The organism is Streptomyces beigongshangae (genome assembly GCF_019710745.1).
In the GTDB taxonomy this organism is placed as follows: domain Bacteria; phylum Actinomycetota; class Actinomycetes; order Streptomycetales; family Streptomycetaceae; genus Streptomyces; species Streptomyces beigongshangae.
In genome coordinates, this window is record NZ_JAHKJW010000004.1 from 98,424 (window position 1) to 112,743 (window position 14,320).

At 74.3% G+C, this 14,320-nt stretch carries 12 protein-coding genes; 7 read left to right on the top strand and 5 right to left on the bottom strand.

Annotation, left to right across the window (positions count from 1 at the left end):
* Window positions 1-22: 22 nt before the first annotated feature.
* The gene (locus tag KM933_RS04430) at window positions 23-448 is read right to left on the bottom strand and encodes a luciferase domain-containing protein (RefSeq protein ID WP_221348457.1); all 426 of its coding nucleotides are present in this window, start codon (window positions 446-448) and stop codon (window positions 23-25) included.
* 135 nt (window positions 449-583) lie between these two features.
* Window positions 584-1,465, bottom strand: a complete 882-nt coding sequence (locus KM933_RS04435) for an alpha/beta fold hydrolase (RefSeq protein WP_221348458.1) — start codon at window positions 1,463-1,465, stop codon at window positions 584-586.
* A 232-nt stretch (window positions 1,466-1,697) separates the two neighbouring features.
* On the opposite strand from KM933_RS04435, the gene KM933_RS04440 reads away from it, so the two are divergent.
* Window positions 1,698-3,836, top strand: a complete 2,139-nt coding sequence (locus KM933_RS04440; RefSeq protein WP_221348459.1) for an AfsR/SARP family transcriptional regulator — start codon at window positions 1,698-1,700, stop codon at window positions 3,834-3,836.
* Between the two features lie 9 nt (window positions 3,837-3,845).
* On the opposite strand, the gene KM933_RS04445 is transcribed toward KM933_RS04440, so the two are convergent.
* Window positions 3,846-4,832 (bottom strand): hypothetical protein, encoded by a 987-nt coding sequence (locus KM933_RS04445; protein ID WP_221348460.1) that lies wholly within the window; start codon window positions 4,830-4,832, stop codon window positions 3,846-3,848.
* A 194-nt stretch (window positions 4,833-5,026) separates the two neighbouring features.
* On the opposite strand from KM933_RS04445, the gene KM933_RS04450 reads away from it, so the two are divergent.
* A complete protein-coding gene (locus KM933_RS04450; protein WP_221348461.1) occupies window positions 5,027-6,034 on the top strand; it encodes an FkbM family methyltransferase in 1,008 nt (335 codons plus the stop codon).
* Window positions 6,035-6,218: 184 nt separating this feature from the next.
* Window positions 6,219-7,787, top strand: a complete 1,569-nt coding sequence (locus tag KM933_RS04455; protein WP_221348462.1) for a serine/threonine-protein kinase — start codon at window positions 6,219-6,221, stop codon at window positions 7,785-7,787.
* Window positions 7,788-7,851: 64 nt separating this feature from the next.
* On the opposite strand, the gene KM933_RS04460 is transcribed toward KM933_RS04455, so the two are convergent.
* Entirely contained in the window at window positions 7,852-8,904 is a 1,053-nt protein-coding gene (locus tag KM933_RS04460; protein WP_221348463.1) for a PucR family transcriptional regulator, read from the bottom strand.
* A 506-nt stretch (window positions 8,905-9,410) separates the two neighbouring features.
* On the opposite strand from KM933_RS04460, the gene KM933_RS04465 reads away from it, so the two are divergent.
* From KM933_RS04465 to KM933_RS04480, 4 genes are all read left to right on the top strand, one after another.
* Window positions 9,411-9,926 carry a hypothetical protein gene (locus tag KM933_RS04465; protein WP_221348464.1) on the top strand — a complete coding sequence of 172 codons (516 nt, stop codon included), beginning with the start codon at window positions 9,411-9,413 and terminating at the stop codon, window positions 9,924-9,926.
* 209 nt (window positions 9,927-10,135) lie between these two features.
* Window positions 10,136-11,569, top strand: a complete 1,434-nt coding sequence (locus KM933_RS04470; protein ID WP_221348465.1) for a flotillin family protein — start codon at window positions 10,136-10,138, stop codon at window positions 11,567-11,569.
* A 161-nt stretch (window positions 11,570-11,730) separates the two neighbouring features.
* The gene (locus KM933_RS04475; RefSeq protein WP_260333033.1) at window positions 11,731-12,201 is read left to right on the top strand and encodes a cation:proton antiporter regulatory subunit; all 471 of its coding nucleotides are present in this window, start codon (window positions 11,731-11,733) and stop codon (window positions 12,199-12,201) included.
* Window positions 12,202-12,204: 3 nt separating this feature from the next.
* On the top strand, window positions 12,205-13,437 hold the full coding sequence (locus KM933_RS04480) for a cation:proton antiporter (protein ID WP_308013251.1): 1,233 nt from the start codon (window positions 12,205-12,207) through the stop codon (window positions 13,435-13,437).
* A gap of 248 nt (window positions 13,438-13,685) precedes the next feature.
* On the opposite strand, the gene KM933_RS04485 is transcribed toward KM933_RS04480, so the two are convergent.
* Window positions 13,686-14,261 (bottom strand): TerD family protein, encoded by a 576-nt coding sequence (locus KM933_RS04485; protein WP_221348467.1) that lies wholly within the window; start codon window positions 14,259-14,261, stop codon window positions 13,686-13,688.
* Window positions 14,262-14,320: the final 59 nt, after the last annotated feature.

Below are 14,320 nucleotides of genomic sequence, written 5' to 3' on the forward strand. Positions count from 1 at the left end.
GACGGACCGTTCGGCGGGTGGCTCAGCGGGCGTGCGGCAGCAGCCGGTCCACCACGCGGCGGGCCGCACCCGGACGCGGTTCGGCGGCCACCGGCGGACGCTCCCAGTCGCAGGGCGGTGACGGCCGGTGGGGCGGGGCCGCGCCGTGCTCCTTCAGCGCCACGCTCACCAGGCCCAGCAGGAGCTGGACGTCGGAGTCGCAGTCCAGCAGCACGGTGATCCAGGAGGCGCCGGGGCGGACCCTGATCGCGCCGGAGTGCAGGAGTTGGGGGAGCAGCCGTTCGACCGCCGTGGGGGTGAGGTAGAGGTCGGCGGAGTCGTCGGAGTGGAAGTGGACGATCTCGTGTCCCGCCGATGCGAAGGCGAGCCCGACGGCGCACCGGGGCGGGCCACTTACCAGGTTCGGCCAGGTCTCCAGAAGAGCCATGGCGCGAGGGGCCGCGGTCATGACCCCATCCTTGCGCACGCTTCACCTGCAGTACCACCCCTGGCAACCTCCGATCACCGTGGTCGCACGCCCGGTGACGCGGCCGTCCTCAAGGGCGTTCGGGGTCGGGGGCGTTCGGGGCAGGGGCGTTCGGGGTCAGGGGCGCCGCAGCAGGTCCCGGATCACCGCGGTGATCTCGTCGGGGGCCTCCTCCGCCATGAAGTGGCCGTACGGGACGGTGCTGTGCCGCAGGTCGTCCGCCCACGCCGACCACAGCGCGGCGGCGTCGAAGCCGAGGGCCGGGCCCCAGTCCTGCTGGAGGACGGTCACCGGCATCCGCAGGCGGCGGCCGGCCGCGCGGTCGGCGCGGTCGTGCGCGACGTCGGCGCCCGCGGAGGCGCGGTAGTCGGCGACGATCGACGGGACGGCCGCGCGGGACGCCGCGAGGTAGGCGGCGCGGACGTCCGTCGGCAGGGCCGCCGGGTCGCGCGTCCAGGCGTCCAGGAAGTGGCCGAAGAACGCGTCGGGGCTCGCCCCGATCAACTGCTCGGGCAGGCCGGGCGGCTGGGCCATCAGATAGAGGTGGAAGCCGACCGCGGCGGACGTGCCGCGCATCACCTCCCACATGTCGAGCGTCGGCAGGACGTCCAGGGAGGCGAGGTGGGTGACCGTGTCCGGGTGGTCGAGGCCGGCGCGGATCGCGACGAGGGCGCCGCGGTCGTGGCCGGCCAGCGCGAACCGGTCGTGCCCGAGCGCCTTCGCGAGGGCGACGACGTCGGCGGCCATCGTGCGCTTCGAGTACGCCGTGCCGTCGGGGTCGGCGGGCTTGTCGCTGGCCCCGTAGCCGCGGAGGTCGGGGCAGATGACGGTGTGCCCGGACGCGAGGGCGGGTGCCACGTGGCGCCACATGAGGTGGGTCTGCGGGAAACCGTGGAGGAGGACCACGGGTGTGCCGGTACCGCCGACGGCGACGTTCAGCGAGACGTCCTCGCCGACGGCGACGCGGTGCTGGGTGAAGCCGGGGATGGTGGGGGTCACAGGGTCTCCAGGTGATGTGTCGGGGCGGGGCGGGGCAGAGCGGGGCGGGGTGCCGGGTACCGGGTACCGGGCCCGGTTCCAGCCTCGGGGACGCCGATCAGCGGGCGATCAGCAGACGATCGTCGGGCGGGACGGCGGGCGGGACGACAGGTGGCACGACAGGTGGCACCACAGGCGGGCGCAGTAGCGTGAGAGGCGGAGATCTCTGCTGGTGAGGAGGGTGTCGGACGGTATGGACCGGATCGCGGAGGACCGGAACACGGAGGACCGGATCGGGTTCGGGGTGCTCGGGCCGACGGTCGCCTTCGCCGGGGACGGGCGGGAGCTCGCTCTGAAGGGGCCGCGGCACCGGGCCGTGCTGGCCCGGCTGATCGTGGCCCGCCGCCGGGTCGTGCCCGTCGCCCGGCTGGTCGAGGACCTGTGGGCGGACCCGCCGCCCGGTGCGGTGGGAGCGGTGCAGACCTTCGTGGCCGCGCTGCGGCGCGCCCTGGAACCGGAGCGGCCGCCACGGACACCGGCCCGGCTGCTGGTCACCGACGGCCCCGGTTACGCGCTGCGCGCGGCGCCGGACGCGGTGGACGCCTGGCGCTTCGAGGCGGCACTGGGCGGTGCGGCCGGCCTGCCCGCACCGGAGGCGCTCGCCACCCTGGAGGAGGCGCTGGACCGGTGGCGGGGCCCCGCCTACGCGGAGTTCGCGGGGGAGGACTGGTCCCGCGCCGAACGCGCCCGCCTCGCCGAACTGCGCCTCCAGGCGGTGGAACGGCGGGCGGAGACCCTGCTGGCGCTCGGCCGCCCGGCGGACGCGGTGCCCGACCTGGACGCCCACCTCACGGACCACCCCTGGCGGGAGGACGCCTGGCGCCTCCTGGCCCTGGCGCTCTACCGCCACCACCGCCAGGGCGACGCGCTGGCGGTCCTGCGCAGGGCCCGCACGGTCCTGGTGACCGGACTGGGAGTGGATCCGTCTCCCGCCCTGCGCCACCTGGAATCGGACATCCTGCACCACTCCCCCGCCCTGGACCTCCGGCCGGGCCGGGTCCAGGGGGGTACCGGGGGAGGTGCGGCGGTAACACCCCCGCCCCCACCCCTGCCCTCGTTCTCGCCCTCACCCCCGCCCGGCCACGGCAGCGTCCCCTCCGCCGACCCCACGGCCCGCCTGTGGACGCGGGCCGCCGCGGCCTACGACCGCACCGTCGCCGGAGGTGCCCGCGCCCGCCTGGACTCCACCGTCCACCTGCTCCGCGGCCTCGCGGTCACCGGCGGCGCGGGCCTGGAGGAGGCCCGCCGCCACCGCACCGCGGCCATCACCGCGGCGGAGGAGTTCGCGGACCCGGAACTCACCGCCCGGGTCATCGGCGCGTACGACGTCCCGGCGATCTGGACCCGCTCGGACGACCCCGCGGCGGCCGCCCGGATCGTCGCCGCGGCGGAACGGACCCTCGCGGCCCTGCCCGCCACCGGCCCCTCCTCCCACGGCCCCTCCTCCCACGGCCCCTCCTCCCACGGCCCCTCTTCCCACGACGCCGCCCGCTGCCGCCTCCTGACCACCATCGCCCTGGAGACCCGCGGCGCGACCGGACCCCGGGGTCCCGAGGCCGCCCGCGAGGCGGAGGGGCTCGCCCGCCGCCTCGACGACCCGGCCCTCCTGGCCTTCGCCCTCAACGGCGCGTTCATGCAGTCGTTCACCCGCGCGGGCCTCGCCCCGCGCCGGGACGCGATCGGCGCGGAACTCGTCGGACTGGCCGCCCGCCACGGCCTGGTGACCTACGAGGTGCTGGGCCACCTCATCCGTCTCCAGGCCCGTGCGGCGCTCGGCGACTTCGCCGCCGCGGACCACCACGCGGCCGCCGCCGACCGCCTCTCCGAACGCCACGAACTCCCCCTGGTGGGCGCCTTCACCGAGTGGTACGGAGCCCTGCGGCTCAGCGCGACCGGTCACCCCGCCCGTGCCGAGACCGCGTACCGCACCGCCGCCGCCCGCCTGGACGGCGCGGGCATGCCCGGCCTGGCACGCGGCCTCCTCCCCCTCGCGCTCCTCTGCCTGCGCCTGACCCACGGACTCCCGCCGGACCAGGACCTCGGGACGGACTGGGGTCCCCACCGTCCTTGGGCCGAGCCGTTCACCCTGCTCGCGGCGGGTCGCGGGGCCGAGGCCCGTGCCGCCCTGCGCGCCCTCCCGGAGCCCCCGCACGACCTCCTGTACGAGGCATGCTGCGCGCTGGAGGCCGAGGCGGCCCACCGGCTCGGCGACCGCACCGCGCTGGAACGGGCCCGCACCCGTCTGCGCCCGGCCGCCGCCGAACTCGCGGGCGCGGGCAGCGGACTGCTCACCCTGGGGCCGGTCGAGCGGTATCTCACCGACCGGCGATGACCGGTGCGCTCAGCCCCACTCGTCCTGCCCGCCCTGCTCGTCCTGCTCGTCCTGCTCGTCCTGCCTGCCCTGCACGTCCCCGTCGGCCCGTTCCCCGGGTGGCTGAACCGCGGGGACCGTCTCCCGGGGCGCCGGGGGCGTCCGTCCCGCGAGCACTTCCTCCAGGCGCCGCGTACCGGCCTCCACCGCCTTCCGCGTGTCCTCGGCGTCGATGTCCGCGAGGCCGCCGTGCGTGAGGGAGAGGGCGCTGTCGCCGACCCGTACGGCGGCGAAGTCCAGTGTCAGGAAGGCGGGTTGACCGTCACCATAGCCGTCCTCGTCGCCATCTTCGTCGCCGTCGCCGTCGCCGTAGTCGTAGCCGTTCACGGTGACCCGCAGGCCCGCGCGGGCCTCACCGAGACCGGGCGGCGGCGCCGCGGCGGTCCGCACGGTGACCTGCCCGCCCCGCGCGTCCGTGGCCGTGAACTCCCCGCAGGTCTCCGGCACCCTCTTCAGCCAGGTCAGCGCCTCGTCCAGCGCCGCCCGGTCGTACGCCCCGACCTGGTACCGGAGCTGTGCTACGCCGTCGGCGCGGTCGAAGCCCGCCACCGAGCGGGCTCCGACGGGCCCGCCCAGCAGATCCTCGGCGTACAGACCGTCGAGCAGCCGCCGGCAGTCGGCGGTGTCCGGCTTCCCCTTGAGGAGGGCGTCCCGCCAGGTCGCCGCGCCCCCGGTCGGTGTCCAGCCGTCGCCCAGGTCCGCGGGGCCGATCAGCGCCGATCCCGCCTGCGCCTCGGTGAGCGTGGGCGCGACGGTGACCGACGGGGAGGGCGACACGGCCCGTGCGGCCGCGGGGGAGGCGGAGCCGGCCGCCCTGTCCGCGGCACCGGCACCGGCGTCGGCGCCGCCCACCATGTCCGAGCACCCGGCCGTGGTGAGCAGGGCGGTCGCCGCCGCCAGCGCCGGGACGAGGGCGGGGGCGGTGCGCCGGGCACGGCGGGGCGGACGGTTCAGCACGGATGCCTCCTACGGCTCCCGACGACAGGGGGTCTCCTCACACGGCACCATCGTCCGGCACCTCCCACCAGCGCACCGGGCCGACCGGGTGAGCCCTCGCGCCCCCGACCCCGTACGGACACCGGTCCACGTGCTCCGTGAATTGTTCGGTGAAGCACGGGTGAAGCCGAGTCGTCTTCTGCAAGGCTGAGCCGATGCAGACCCTTTACAGAAGACTGCTCGGTATCCTTCCCCGGATAGGCGTGAAGGTGGTCGACCTCGGTCCCGGTACGGCCCTGGTGTTCCGGCGCGGCGAACGGACCGCCGTGCCCGTGGGACGCGGAGCCGACCTGGTGACCCGCGGCAAGGGGCGGTACACGGTCACGGAGGCCGGGACGGACACCTGGGTGGTGGCGCACGGGTCCACGGAGCGGCACCCGACGACCGTGCCGCTCGGCGGCACCGGAGCGCGGCTGCTTCTCGACGGGGCCGTGCCGGCGGAAGGGGAGCGGGAGTTCCAGCTCGCCGCGTCCCACCACCTGTGCGCCCAGCACGTGGCCGCGCTGCTGGAACTGAACGGCGTGAACTGCGTGTTCGACGTCGGCGCCAACAGCGGGCAGTACGGCAAGGGGCTGCGGCGGTTCGGCTACACGGGACGCATCGTGTCGTTCGAGCCGGTCGCCGCGACGTTCGCGAAGCTGCGCAGGTCCGCCGAGAACGACCACGACTGGCAGGCGTACAACTTCGCACTCGGGCGCGAGGAGGCCGTCCGCTCCATCCACGTGGACTGGAAGTCCATGAACTCGCTGCTGCCGCCGAGCGAGTACGGCAAGGAGCGCTACCGGCGGTTCGCCAAGGGGCGTACCGAGGAGATCGAGATCCGGCGGCTCGACGACGTGATGCAGAAGGCGCTGGAGGGCATCGACGACCCCCGGCCGTATCTGAAGATGGACACGCAGGGGTTCGACATGGAGGTGTTCGCGGGGGCGGGCGAGCGGATCTCCGAATTCGTCGGGATGCAGTCGGAGGTCGCGGCCCTCCAGCTGTACGAGGGGAGCCCGGCGATGGGGAAGGCGATCGCCGCGTACGAGGCGGCGGGGTTCGGGGTCACCGGCATGTACCCCGTCACCCGGGATCCCGCGACCGGCCGGGTCGTCGAGTTCGACTGCGTGATGGTGCGCGCGGATGACGGGGCGGGCGAGGTGACGGGGCGTGCGAGGTGACGGCACGGGCGGGGTGACGGCACGGGCGGGGTGAGCGGGTCTGCGTCCCGGACGGGCGTCGGCGGGGTCGGAAGATCGGTAGGCTGGGGACGCTGCGAACCCCCCGCCCGAGCGCTTCCGCATCGCTGAAGTGCCGCTCGCAGTAGTCGTGTTGGTCTTCTGCTGTGTTGAGGATGATTCCCTGGTGCTCGTCGCGGAGCGGTATCGGTTGCAGGCGTCCATCGGCCGGGGCGGGATGGGCGAGGTGTGGCAGGCCACCGACGAGGTGCTCGGCCGGTCCGTGGCCGTCAAGCTGCTGCTGGGGGACGAGGCGGACAGCGCGTCCTCCGCGCGGTTCCGGCTGGAGGCGCAGACGGCCGCCCGGCTGAGCCACCCGTACGTCGTCGCCGTCTTCGACTTCGGCGCCTGGGAGGATCGTTTCTACCTGGTCATGGAGCTGGTCGAGGGCCGCAGCCTCGCGCAGGAGCTGACCGCCTCCGGCACGCTCGGACCGGAACGGGTCGCGACCGTCGCCGCCCAGGCCGCCGCCGGGCTCGCCGCCGCGCACCGTGAGGGGATCGTGCACCGGGACATCAAGCCCGGCAACCTCCTCTCGGACGCCCACGGCACCGTGAAGATCGGCGACTTCGGCATCGCCCGCTTCGTGGACGACCCGTCGTCCGCGCTCACCACCGCCGGCCAGATCGTCGGCACCAGCCTCTACCTCGCCCCCGAACGAGCCCTGGGGCGCCCGGCGTCCGCCTCCTCGGACGTGTACTCCCTGGGCTGCGTGCTGTACCAGCTCCTCACCGGCAGACCGCCGTTCCAGGGCGAGAGCGCGACGGTCACCCTGCACCAGCACATCGACATGGCGCCGGTGCCGCCCCGCGAGCACGGCGTCCGGCTGCCGCCCGCCTTCGAGAACTACCTCCTCGGGCTGCTCGCCAAGCAGCCCGAGGACCGGCCCACGGCCCAGGAGGTCGCGGACTGGTTCGCCTCGGGGGCCTGGCGGGGGAGGGCCGAGCCGCTGCCGGTCGCCGCACCCCGACAGCCGGGGACGCAGGGGACACCGGGGACGCAGAGGGCGCAGAGGGCGCAAGGGTCGTACGGGACCGCCCCGCCGCGGTCCGGCGCCGCCGACTCCGGGGCCCCGACGACGTACCGGCTGCCCTCCGCCGCCGCGCAGCCGACCGGGCGCGCCGCCGCCCGTGCGGCCCGCTCCGACACCTCCTCGCACGCCGCCCGCCCCGGACCCTCGCGCCGCGCGCGGCCCGCCGGGTCCGGCCGCGGGGGAGGTGTCGGGACCGCGGTCCGCCGCCGGCCCCGGGTGTTCGGCGTCCTCGCCGGGGCCGTGCTCTTCGTGCTGGCCGTGTTCGCGGGCATGTCGATGTTCGCGCCGGACACCACCGGGACGAAGACCGGGCCGTCGGGGACGGCGCCCTCCGCCTCCCCGGCCGGGGGCACCTCCGGCAGGTCGTCGGACGATTCGTCGGACGAGTCGTCGAACGGTTCGGCGTCCGGGGAGCCCGTGGCGGGAACCGCGGCGGGCGCCGGGGACGGCCGGAACCAGGAGTCCGGGACCACGTCCGGCGCCGGCCCGGCGCAGGACCCCGCGACCGCTCCGGACCCCGCCGCGAACGGGGACGGACCGCGGAAGAAGGAGGGGGAGAAGGCCGAGAAGCGCGACCCGGCCGGGAACGCGGGCGGCGGCGGGGGAGACGAAGAGAACGAAGGGGATGAGGGGGGCGAGGGGGAAGAGGAGGACGAGGGATGAGACGCCGGGGCGGTCCCCCAGAAGCCAGAGTCAGAAGCCAGAAGCCAGAAGCCAGAAGCCGAAGTCAGAAGTCCCTCTCCGGCCAGTCCAGCAGCCGCGCCCCGATGACCGCCGTCTGCAGTGTGTACCGGTGGACCGGGTCCGCCGGGTTCGCCCCGGTCAGCTTGTGGATGCGCTCCAGCCGGTAGGTGAGCGCGCGGACGCTCAGTGACAGCCGCCGGGCGGCCTCCGCGGCGACACAGCCCGCGTCGAAGTACACCGTGAGGGTGTCGAGGAGCGGCCCGGCGCCGCCCCGCGCCGCGCGCAGCGGCCCGAGCGCGCTGACCACCAGGTCGGCCATGGCCTGCCGGTCCCGGGTGAGCACCGGGTAGACGAGCAGGTCGGCGGAGCGCAGCACGGGGGTGTCGAACTCCAGGCGCTCCGCCAGGGCGAGGGCGTTCAGGGCCTCCTCGTAGGACTGGACGACCCCGCCGGGTCCGGGCTGGGAACGGCCGATGGCGACCTGCCCGCCGTCGGTGGCCGCGTACGCCTGCTTGGCGAAGAAGGAGAGCACGTCGTCCTGGTCGCCGGGGGCGATGCACACCAGCCGTCCGTCCTTGGTGGTCACGAGGATGCTGCGGTCGCCGAACCTGGCGAACAGCGCACGCTCCACCTCGCGGGGCACCGCGTCCCCTTCGTCGTAACCCGTCCCGCCCCGTGCCACGGCGACGGCGTGCGCGTGCGAGAGGCGCAGCCCGAAGCGTTCGGCGCGCTCGGCGAGCAGGCCGAGATCGCTGCGGCCGTGCAGCAGGTCGTCGATGAACTCCCGGCGGGCCGCCTCCTCCTGGCGCACGGCGAGCAGTTGGGCCCGTTCGTAGCCCTCGGCGAAGGCGTCGACGGCCTGCTCGACGGCGGCGAGCGTGTTCTCACCGGCCGTGGTGGGCCAGTGCACACGGGCCGCGGTGAGGTGCGCGCCGACCAGGGCACGCAGTCCGAACCCCGCCTCGGCGGCCCGCTCGCCCAGAGCCCGGCGGGAGTCGAGCTCGTCACGGGTCAGCCGGCGACCGGTCGCGGAGGCGTCGGCGAGGATGCGCGCGTACCCGTCCAGGTACTCCTCGGGTATGTCCCGCCCCGCCATGCGCTCCCCCGGTTTCTCGATGAGCCGTCCCCGTCTTTCTAGCGCATGCGCGGGGAGAGCGGTGGAGCGAGGACGGGGGTCGCTGCCGGGACGCGGCAGATGCGTGGAAGGCGGCGGTGCTCCTCGGCACGAAGGACACGAGGGACACGAAGGAGGGGGAGGCGGACGGGGGGCGGGGCCCCGGTGCCGGACGCCGACCGACGGCGTCCGGTACCGGGACCCCTCTCCGTCCCCCGTGGCTCCCCCGTGGTTCCCCCGTGGCTCCCCCGTTTTCGCCCGGTCATCGTGCCCCGGGGCCGCCGCCCACCGCACTGCCGGTTCCCGGCAGTCTTCATGCGCTCCCGATGCCGGACGGTGCGCAGGGTTCCGCAGCGGCCCGAAGCCTGTGACGACACGGCATCAAGAAGGCGTAAAGACTGCCGGGAACCGGCAATGGGCTCATATGTACGAACCTGACACAATGCGGTCGTCCCTAGGTGAACGGCACGGACGAGGAGGCGGACCGGATGACGTGGTTTCTGGGTCTCGGCATCGCTGGTGTCGTCGTGCTGCTCCTGGCGCTGGTCTTCGACGGCGTTCTGGAAGGGGTGTCCGGCGGGGCCGGCTTCCTGGACGGCCTCTTCGACGGGCTGCTGTCGCTGCCGGTCATCGCCGGATTCGTGTCGATGCTCGGCTTCGGCGGGGCGCTGGTGCTCGGTACGACCGGACTCGGAGCCGGCTCCGCCACCGCGGCGGGGGTCGGTGCCGGAGCCGGCGCGGGCTGGCTGACCTGGCGGTTCAGCCGGGCCCTGATGCGCGACGATCCGTCCGCCACGCCGCGCGGCACCGACCTCGTCGGCAGTCCGGGCTCCGTCGTCACCGCGATCCCGCCCGACGGCTACGGCGAGGTGCTCGTGCACCTGGCCGGCCAGCCGGTCAAACTCGCGGCGAGGAGTCCCGAGGCCGTGGCCCGGGGCACCGAGATCTGGGTCGAGGAGTCCCTGTCACCGACATCGGTGGCGGTCCGCCCGGTCCGGCGCTGAGACACGACGCCGACATGGCGCCACCGTCCCGCCCAGCCCAGCCCAGCCCAGCCCGGCCCAGCCCATCCCGGCCCAGCTCAGCAAAGTCCCGCCCAGCAAAGCCCCGCCCAGCCCAGCACATCTGTCGTGAGCGTGCCGCCGCACCGTGGGCGTCCGCCGAACGGCCCGTACCGATCCGCCGCCCGGGGGGTGGCAAGGGGGAACCCATCATGAGTCCCGTGCTCGTCGCGGTCGTGGGAGTCGTCGTACTCCTCGTCCTGCTCGCACTCGTCGTCGTCACCCGCTACAAGGTGGCCGGGCCCAGCCAGGCGTTCATCGTCACCGGCCGGCGCGGCAAGAAGTCCACCGACCCGGACACCGGCCGGGTGTTCACCGACAACAGCGGACAGAAGGTCGTGGTCGGCGGCGGTGTCTTCGTCGTGCCGTTCGTCCAGCAGAAGTTCACCCTCGACCTGTCCAGCCGGCACATCCCCATCTCGGTGCGCGGGGCCGTCACGCTGCGCGGTGTGAAGGCGAACCTCGAAGGCGTCGCCATCGTCAAGGTCGGCGGCACCGAGGACTCCATCCGCGCCGCGGCCCAGCGCTTCCTGATGCAGCAGGACGGCATCGTCGGCTTCACCCAGGAGGTCCTCTCCGGCGCGCTGCGTTCCATCGTGGGCCGGATGTCGGTGGAGGACATCATCCGGGACCGTGCCGCGTTCGCCGGACAGGTCGCGGAGGAGGCCGAGGCCAGCCTGTCCGGGCAGGGCCTGGTGCTCGACGCCTTCCAGATCCAGGACATCACCACCGAGGGCTCCTACCTGGAGGACCTCGGCCGTCCCGAGGCCGCCCGCGCCCGGCAGGAGGCCGACATCGCGGAGGCGGTGGCCCGGCGCGCCGCCGAGCAGGCCCGCCTGAAGGCCGAGGAGGAGATCGCGGTCGCCCAGCGGACGTTCGCGCTCAAGACCGCCGAGATCCAGGCCGAGACGGACGAGGCGGCGGCCCGGGCCGCCGCGGCCGGTCCGCTGGCCCAGGCGGCGCGCAGCCAGGAGGTCCTCGCCGAGCAGGAGAAGGTCGCCCAGCGGCAGGCCGCGCTGACCGACCGCGAGCTGGACACCAAGGTCCGCAAGCCCGCCGACGCCGCCCGCTACCAGGCCGAGCAGGAGGCCGAGGCCCGCCGGGTCGCCCTGGTCAAGCAGGCCGAGGCGGACGCGCAGCGCTCCAGGCTGACCGGTGAGGGCGAGAAGGCGCACCGTGCCGCGCTCGCCGACGCCGTACGCATCGAGGGCGAGGCCGAGGCCGCCGCCATCGCGGCGAAGGGCTCCGCCGAGGCCGAGGCGATGCACAAGAAGGCCGACGCGTTCTCCCGGTACGGCGACGCGGCCGTGCTGCAGATGCTCGTCGAGGTGCTGCCGCAGGTCGTCGCGAAGGCGTCCGAGCCGCTCAGCGCGGTGGACAAGATGACGGTGATCTCGACGGACGGGGCGAGCCAGTTGTCCCGCACGGTCGCGGACAACGTCGCCCAGGGGATCGAGCTGCTCGGCTCCACGACGGGGGTCGACCTGCCCGGCCTGCTCCGCAGGATCACGGCCCCGGCGGCCACACCGGACCCGGCGGCCACACCGGCCCCGCCCGCCGGCGGCAAGGTCGAGGTGACCGACTGACGGGACGGCGTTCCGTCCGCGGTCCGGTCGCGGCCGGTCGCGCGGGGAACCGCGCGACCAGCCCCGCTGGGCTGCGGACGGGACGTCTCGCAGCCCGCCGTAGGGTGAACGCGACACATGGATCGAGACCGGACAGGGGACCAGTCATGGGCAGTCCACGCATGAGCAGTACGCCGTTGCCGGGGATCGGGGTGCGGTACGACCTGACGACCCGTGAGCAGCGTCGACTCTCCGTGGTCGCGCACCGCGACGGTGGCCGGACGCTGAGCGCGTACCGCAAGGACGACCCGGACGCCTGCGCCCTCTCCGTCCGGCTCTCCGCGGGGGAGTCGGCAGCGCTGATCGACGCGCTGATGCCCGACCACCACAGCCCCAGCCTGCTGTCCACGACCGAGCTGGGCCTGGTGGCCGAGCGCATCGAGCTGTCGTCGGTCTCGCACTGGAACGGCCGGCTGCTGGGTGAGACGTGCATGCGTACCGAGACCGGTGTGTCGATCGTCGCCGTACTGCGCAGGGCCGAGGCCATCCCCTCGCCGGCACCGGACTTCCGGCTGGCCGGCGGGGACACCCTGATCGTGATCGGCACCCGCGAGGGCGTGGAGTCGGCCGCGACCATACTCGGAAGGGAGTGACACGTGCACTCGTCCGCGGTCTTCTTGATCGAGTTCGGCGCCATCATCCTCGGTCTCGGGCTGCTCGGCCGGTTCGCCGGACGTTTTCAGTTCTCACCGATCCCGCTCTACCTGCTGGCGGGGCTGGCGTTCGGCGAGGGCGGGCTGCTGCCGCTGGGCACCAGTGAGGAGTTCGTCGCGATCGGCGCCGAGATCGGCGTCATCCTGCTGCTGCTCATGCTCGGCCTGGAGTACACGGCGACCGACCTGGTCTCCAACCTCAAGACCCAGTACCCGGCCGGTCTGGTGGACGCCGCGCTGAACGCCCTGCCGGGCGCGGCGATGGCACTGCTGCTCGGCTGGGGCCCGGTGGCCGCCGTCGTCCTCGCCGGTGTCACCTGGATCTCCTCCTCCGGTGTCATCGCCAAGGTCCTCGGCGACCTGGGGCGGCTCGGCAACCGCGAGACGCCGGTGATCCTGAGCATCCTGGTCCTCGAAGACCTCTCGATGGCGGTCTACCTGCCGATCATCACCGCCCTGCTGGCCGGTGCCGGTCTGGCGGCGGGCAGTGCCACGCTCGCCATCGCGCTCGGCGTCGCCGGGCTCGTCCTCGTCGTCGCGGTGCGCTACGGGCGGCACATCTCCCGCTTCGTCTCCAGCGACGACCCCGAGAAGCTCCTGCTGGTGGTGCTGGGCCTGACCCTGCTGGTCGCCGGTGTGGCGCAGCAGCTCCAGGTGTCGGCGGCCGTGGGCGCGTTCCTGGTCGGCATCGCGCTGTCCGGGGAGGTGGCCGAGGGGGCGCACGGGCTCCTCTCGCCGCTGCGGGACCTGTTCGCGGCGGTGTTCTTCGTCTTCTTCGGGCTGCACACCGATCCGGCGAGCATCCCGCCCGTGCTGCTGCCCGCGCTGGCGCTGGCCGTCGTCACGGCCGGTACGAAGATCGCCACGGGGTACTGGGCCGCCAAGCGGGCGGGGATCTCGGAGAAGGGGCGGTGGCGGGCCGGCGGTACGTTGGTGGCCCGTGGCGAGTTCTCCATCGTGATCGCCGGGCTGGCCGTCACGTCGGGCATCGAGCCGAGGCTGGGGCCGCTGGCGACGGCGTACGTGCTGATCCTGGTCATCGTGGGCCCGCTGACCGCGCGGTACGCGGAGCCGGTGGCGACGTGGGCGCTCGGGCGGTCGCGGGGGGCCGCGCCCACGCCCGCGGAGCGGGAGCCGGACCTGGTCCCCAGCACGGACGCGCCCGCGGAGAAGTAGGCCGGGTCCAGGGCAGGGACAGGGGCAGGGGCCGGGTTCACGCCCGCTCCCGGCCCCGGCCGGCGCCGGGCGTGGCGGCGCGGTGGCCGGCCGCGCGACGTCTGTGGCCGCTCGCCCCGCGCAGTTCCCCGCGCCCCTGCGGGGCGCAGCCCCGTCCTCGGGGCGCGGGGAACTGCGCGGTCGGCCCCGCCGGGCCGTACCCGGCATACCGCCGGACGCGGCCCGGCGGTACGCCGGGTGCGGCCCGCTCAGACGCCGACGCCGAAGTCGGACGCGATGCCCGCCAGCCCGGACGCGTATCCCTGCCCCACCGCACGGAACTTCCACTCGGCCCCGTTGCGGTACAGCTCGCCGAAGATCATGGCCGTCTCCGTGGCCGCGTCCTCGGACAGGTCGTAGCGGGCGAGCTCCGCGCCGCCGGCCTGGTTGACGACGCGGATGAACGCGTTGCGGACCTGTCCGAAGCTCTGCCCGCGGTTCTCGGCGTCGTGGATGGAGACCGGGAAGACGATCTTCGCGACCTCGGCGGGCACGGCCGCCAGGTCCACCTTGACCGACTCGTCGTCGCCCTCGCCCTCACCGGTGAGGTTGTCACCGGTGTGCTCGACCGAACCGTCCGGGCTCTTCAGGTTGTTGTAGAACACGAAGTGCTGGTCCGAGAGGACCTTGCCCGACGCGTCGACCAGCAGCGCGGAGGCGTCGAGGTCGTAGTCGGTGCCCGTCGTGGTCCGCACGTCCCAGCCGAGGCCGACCAGCACGGCCGTCAGGCCCGGCGCCTCCTTGCTGAGCGAGACATTGCCGCCTTTGGACAGGGAAACTCCCACGCTGATCTCCTTGTTGGTGAGGGCGTACGTCGTAGGAAAAATCTACATCACTGTAGAAA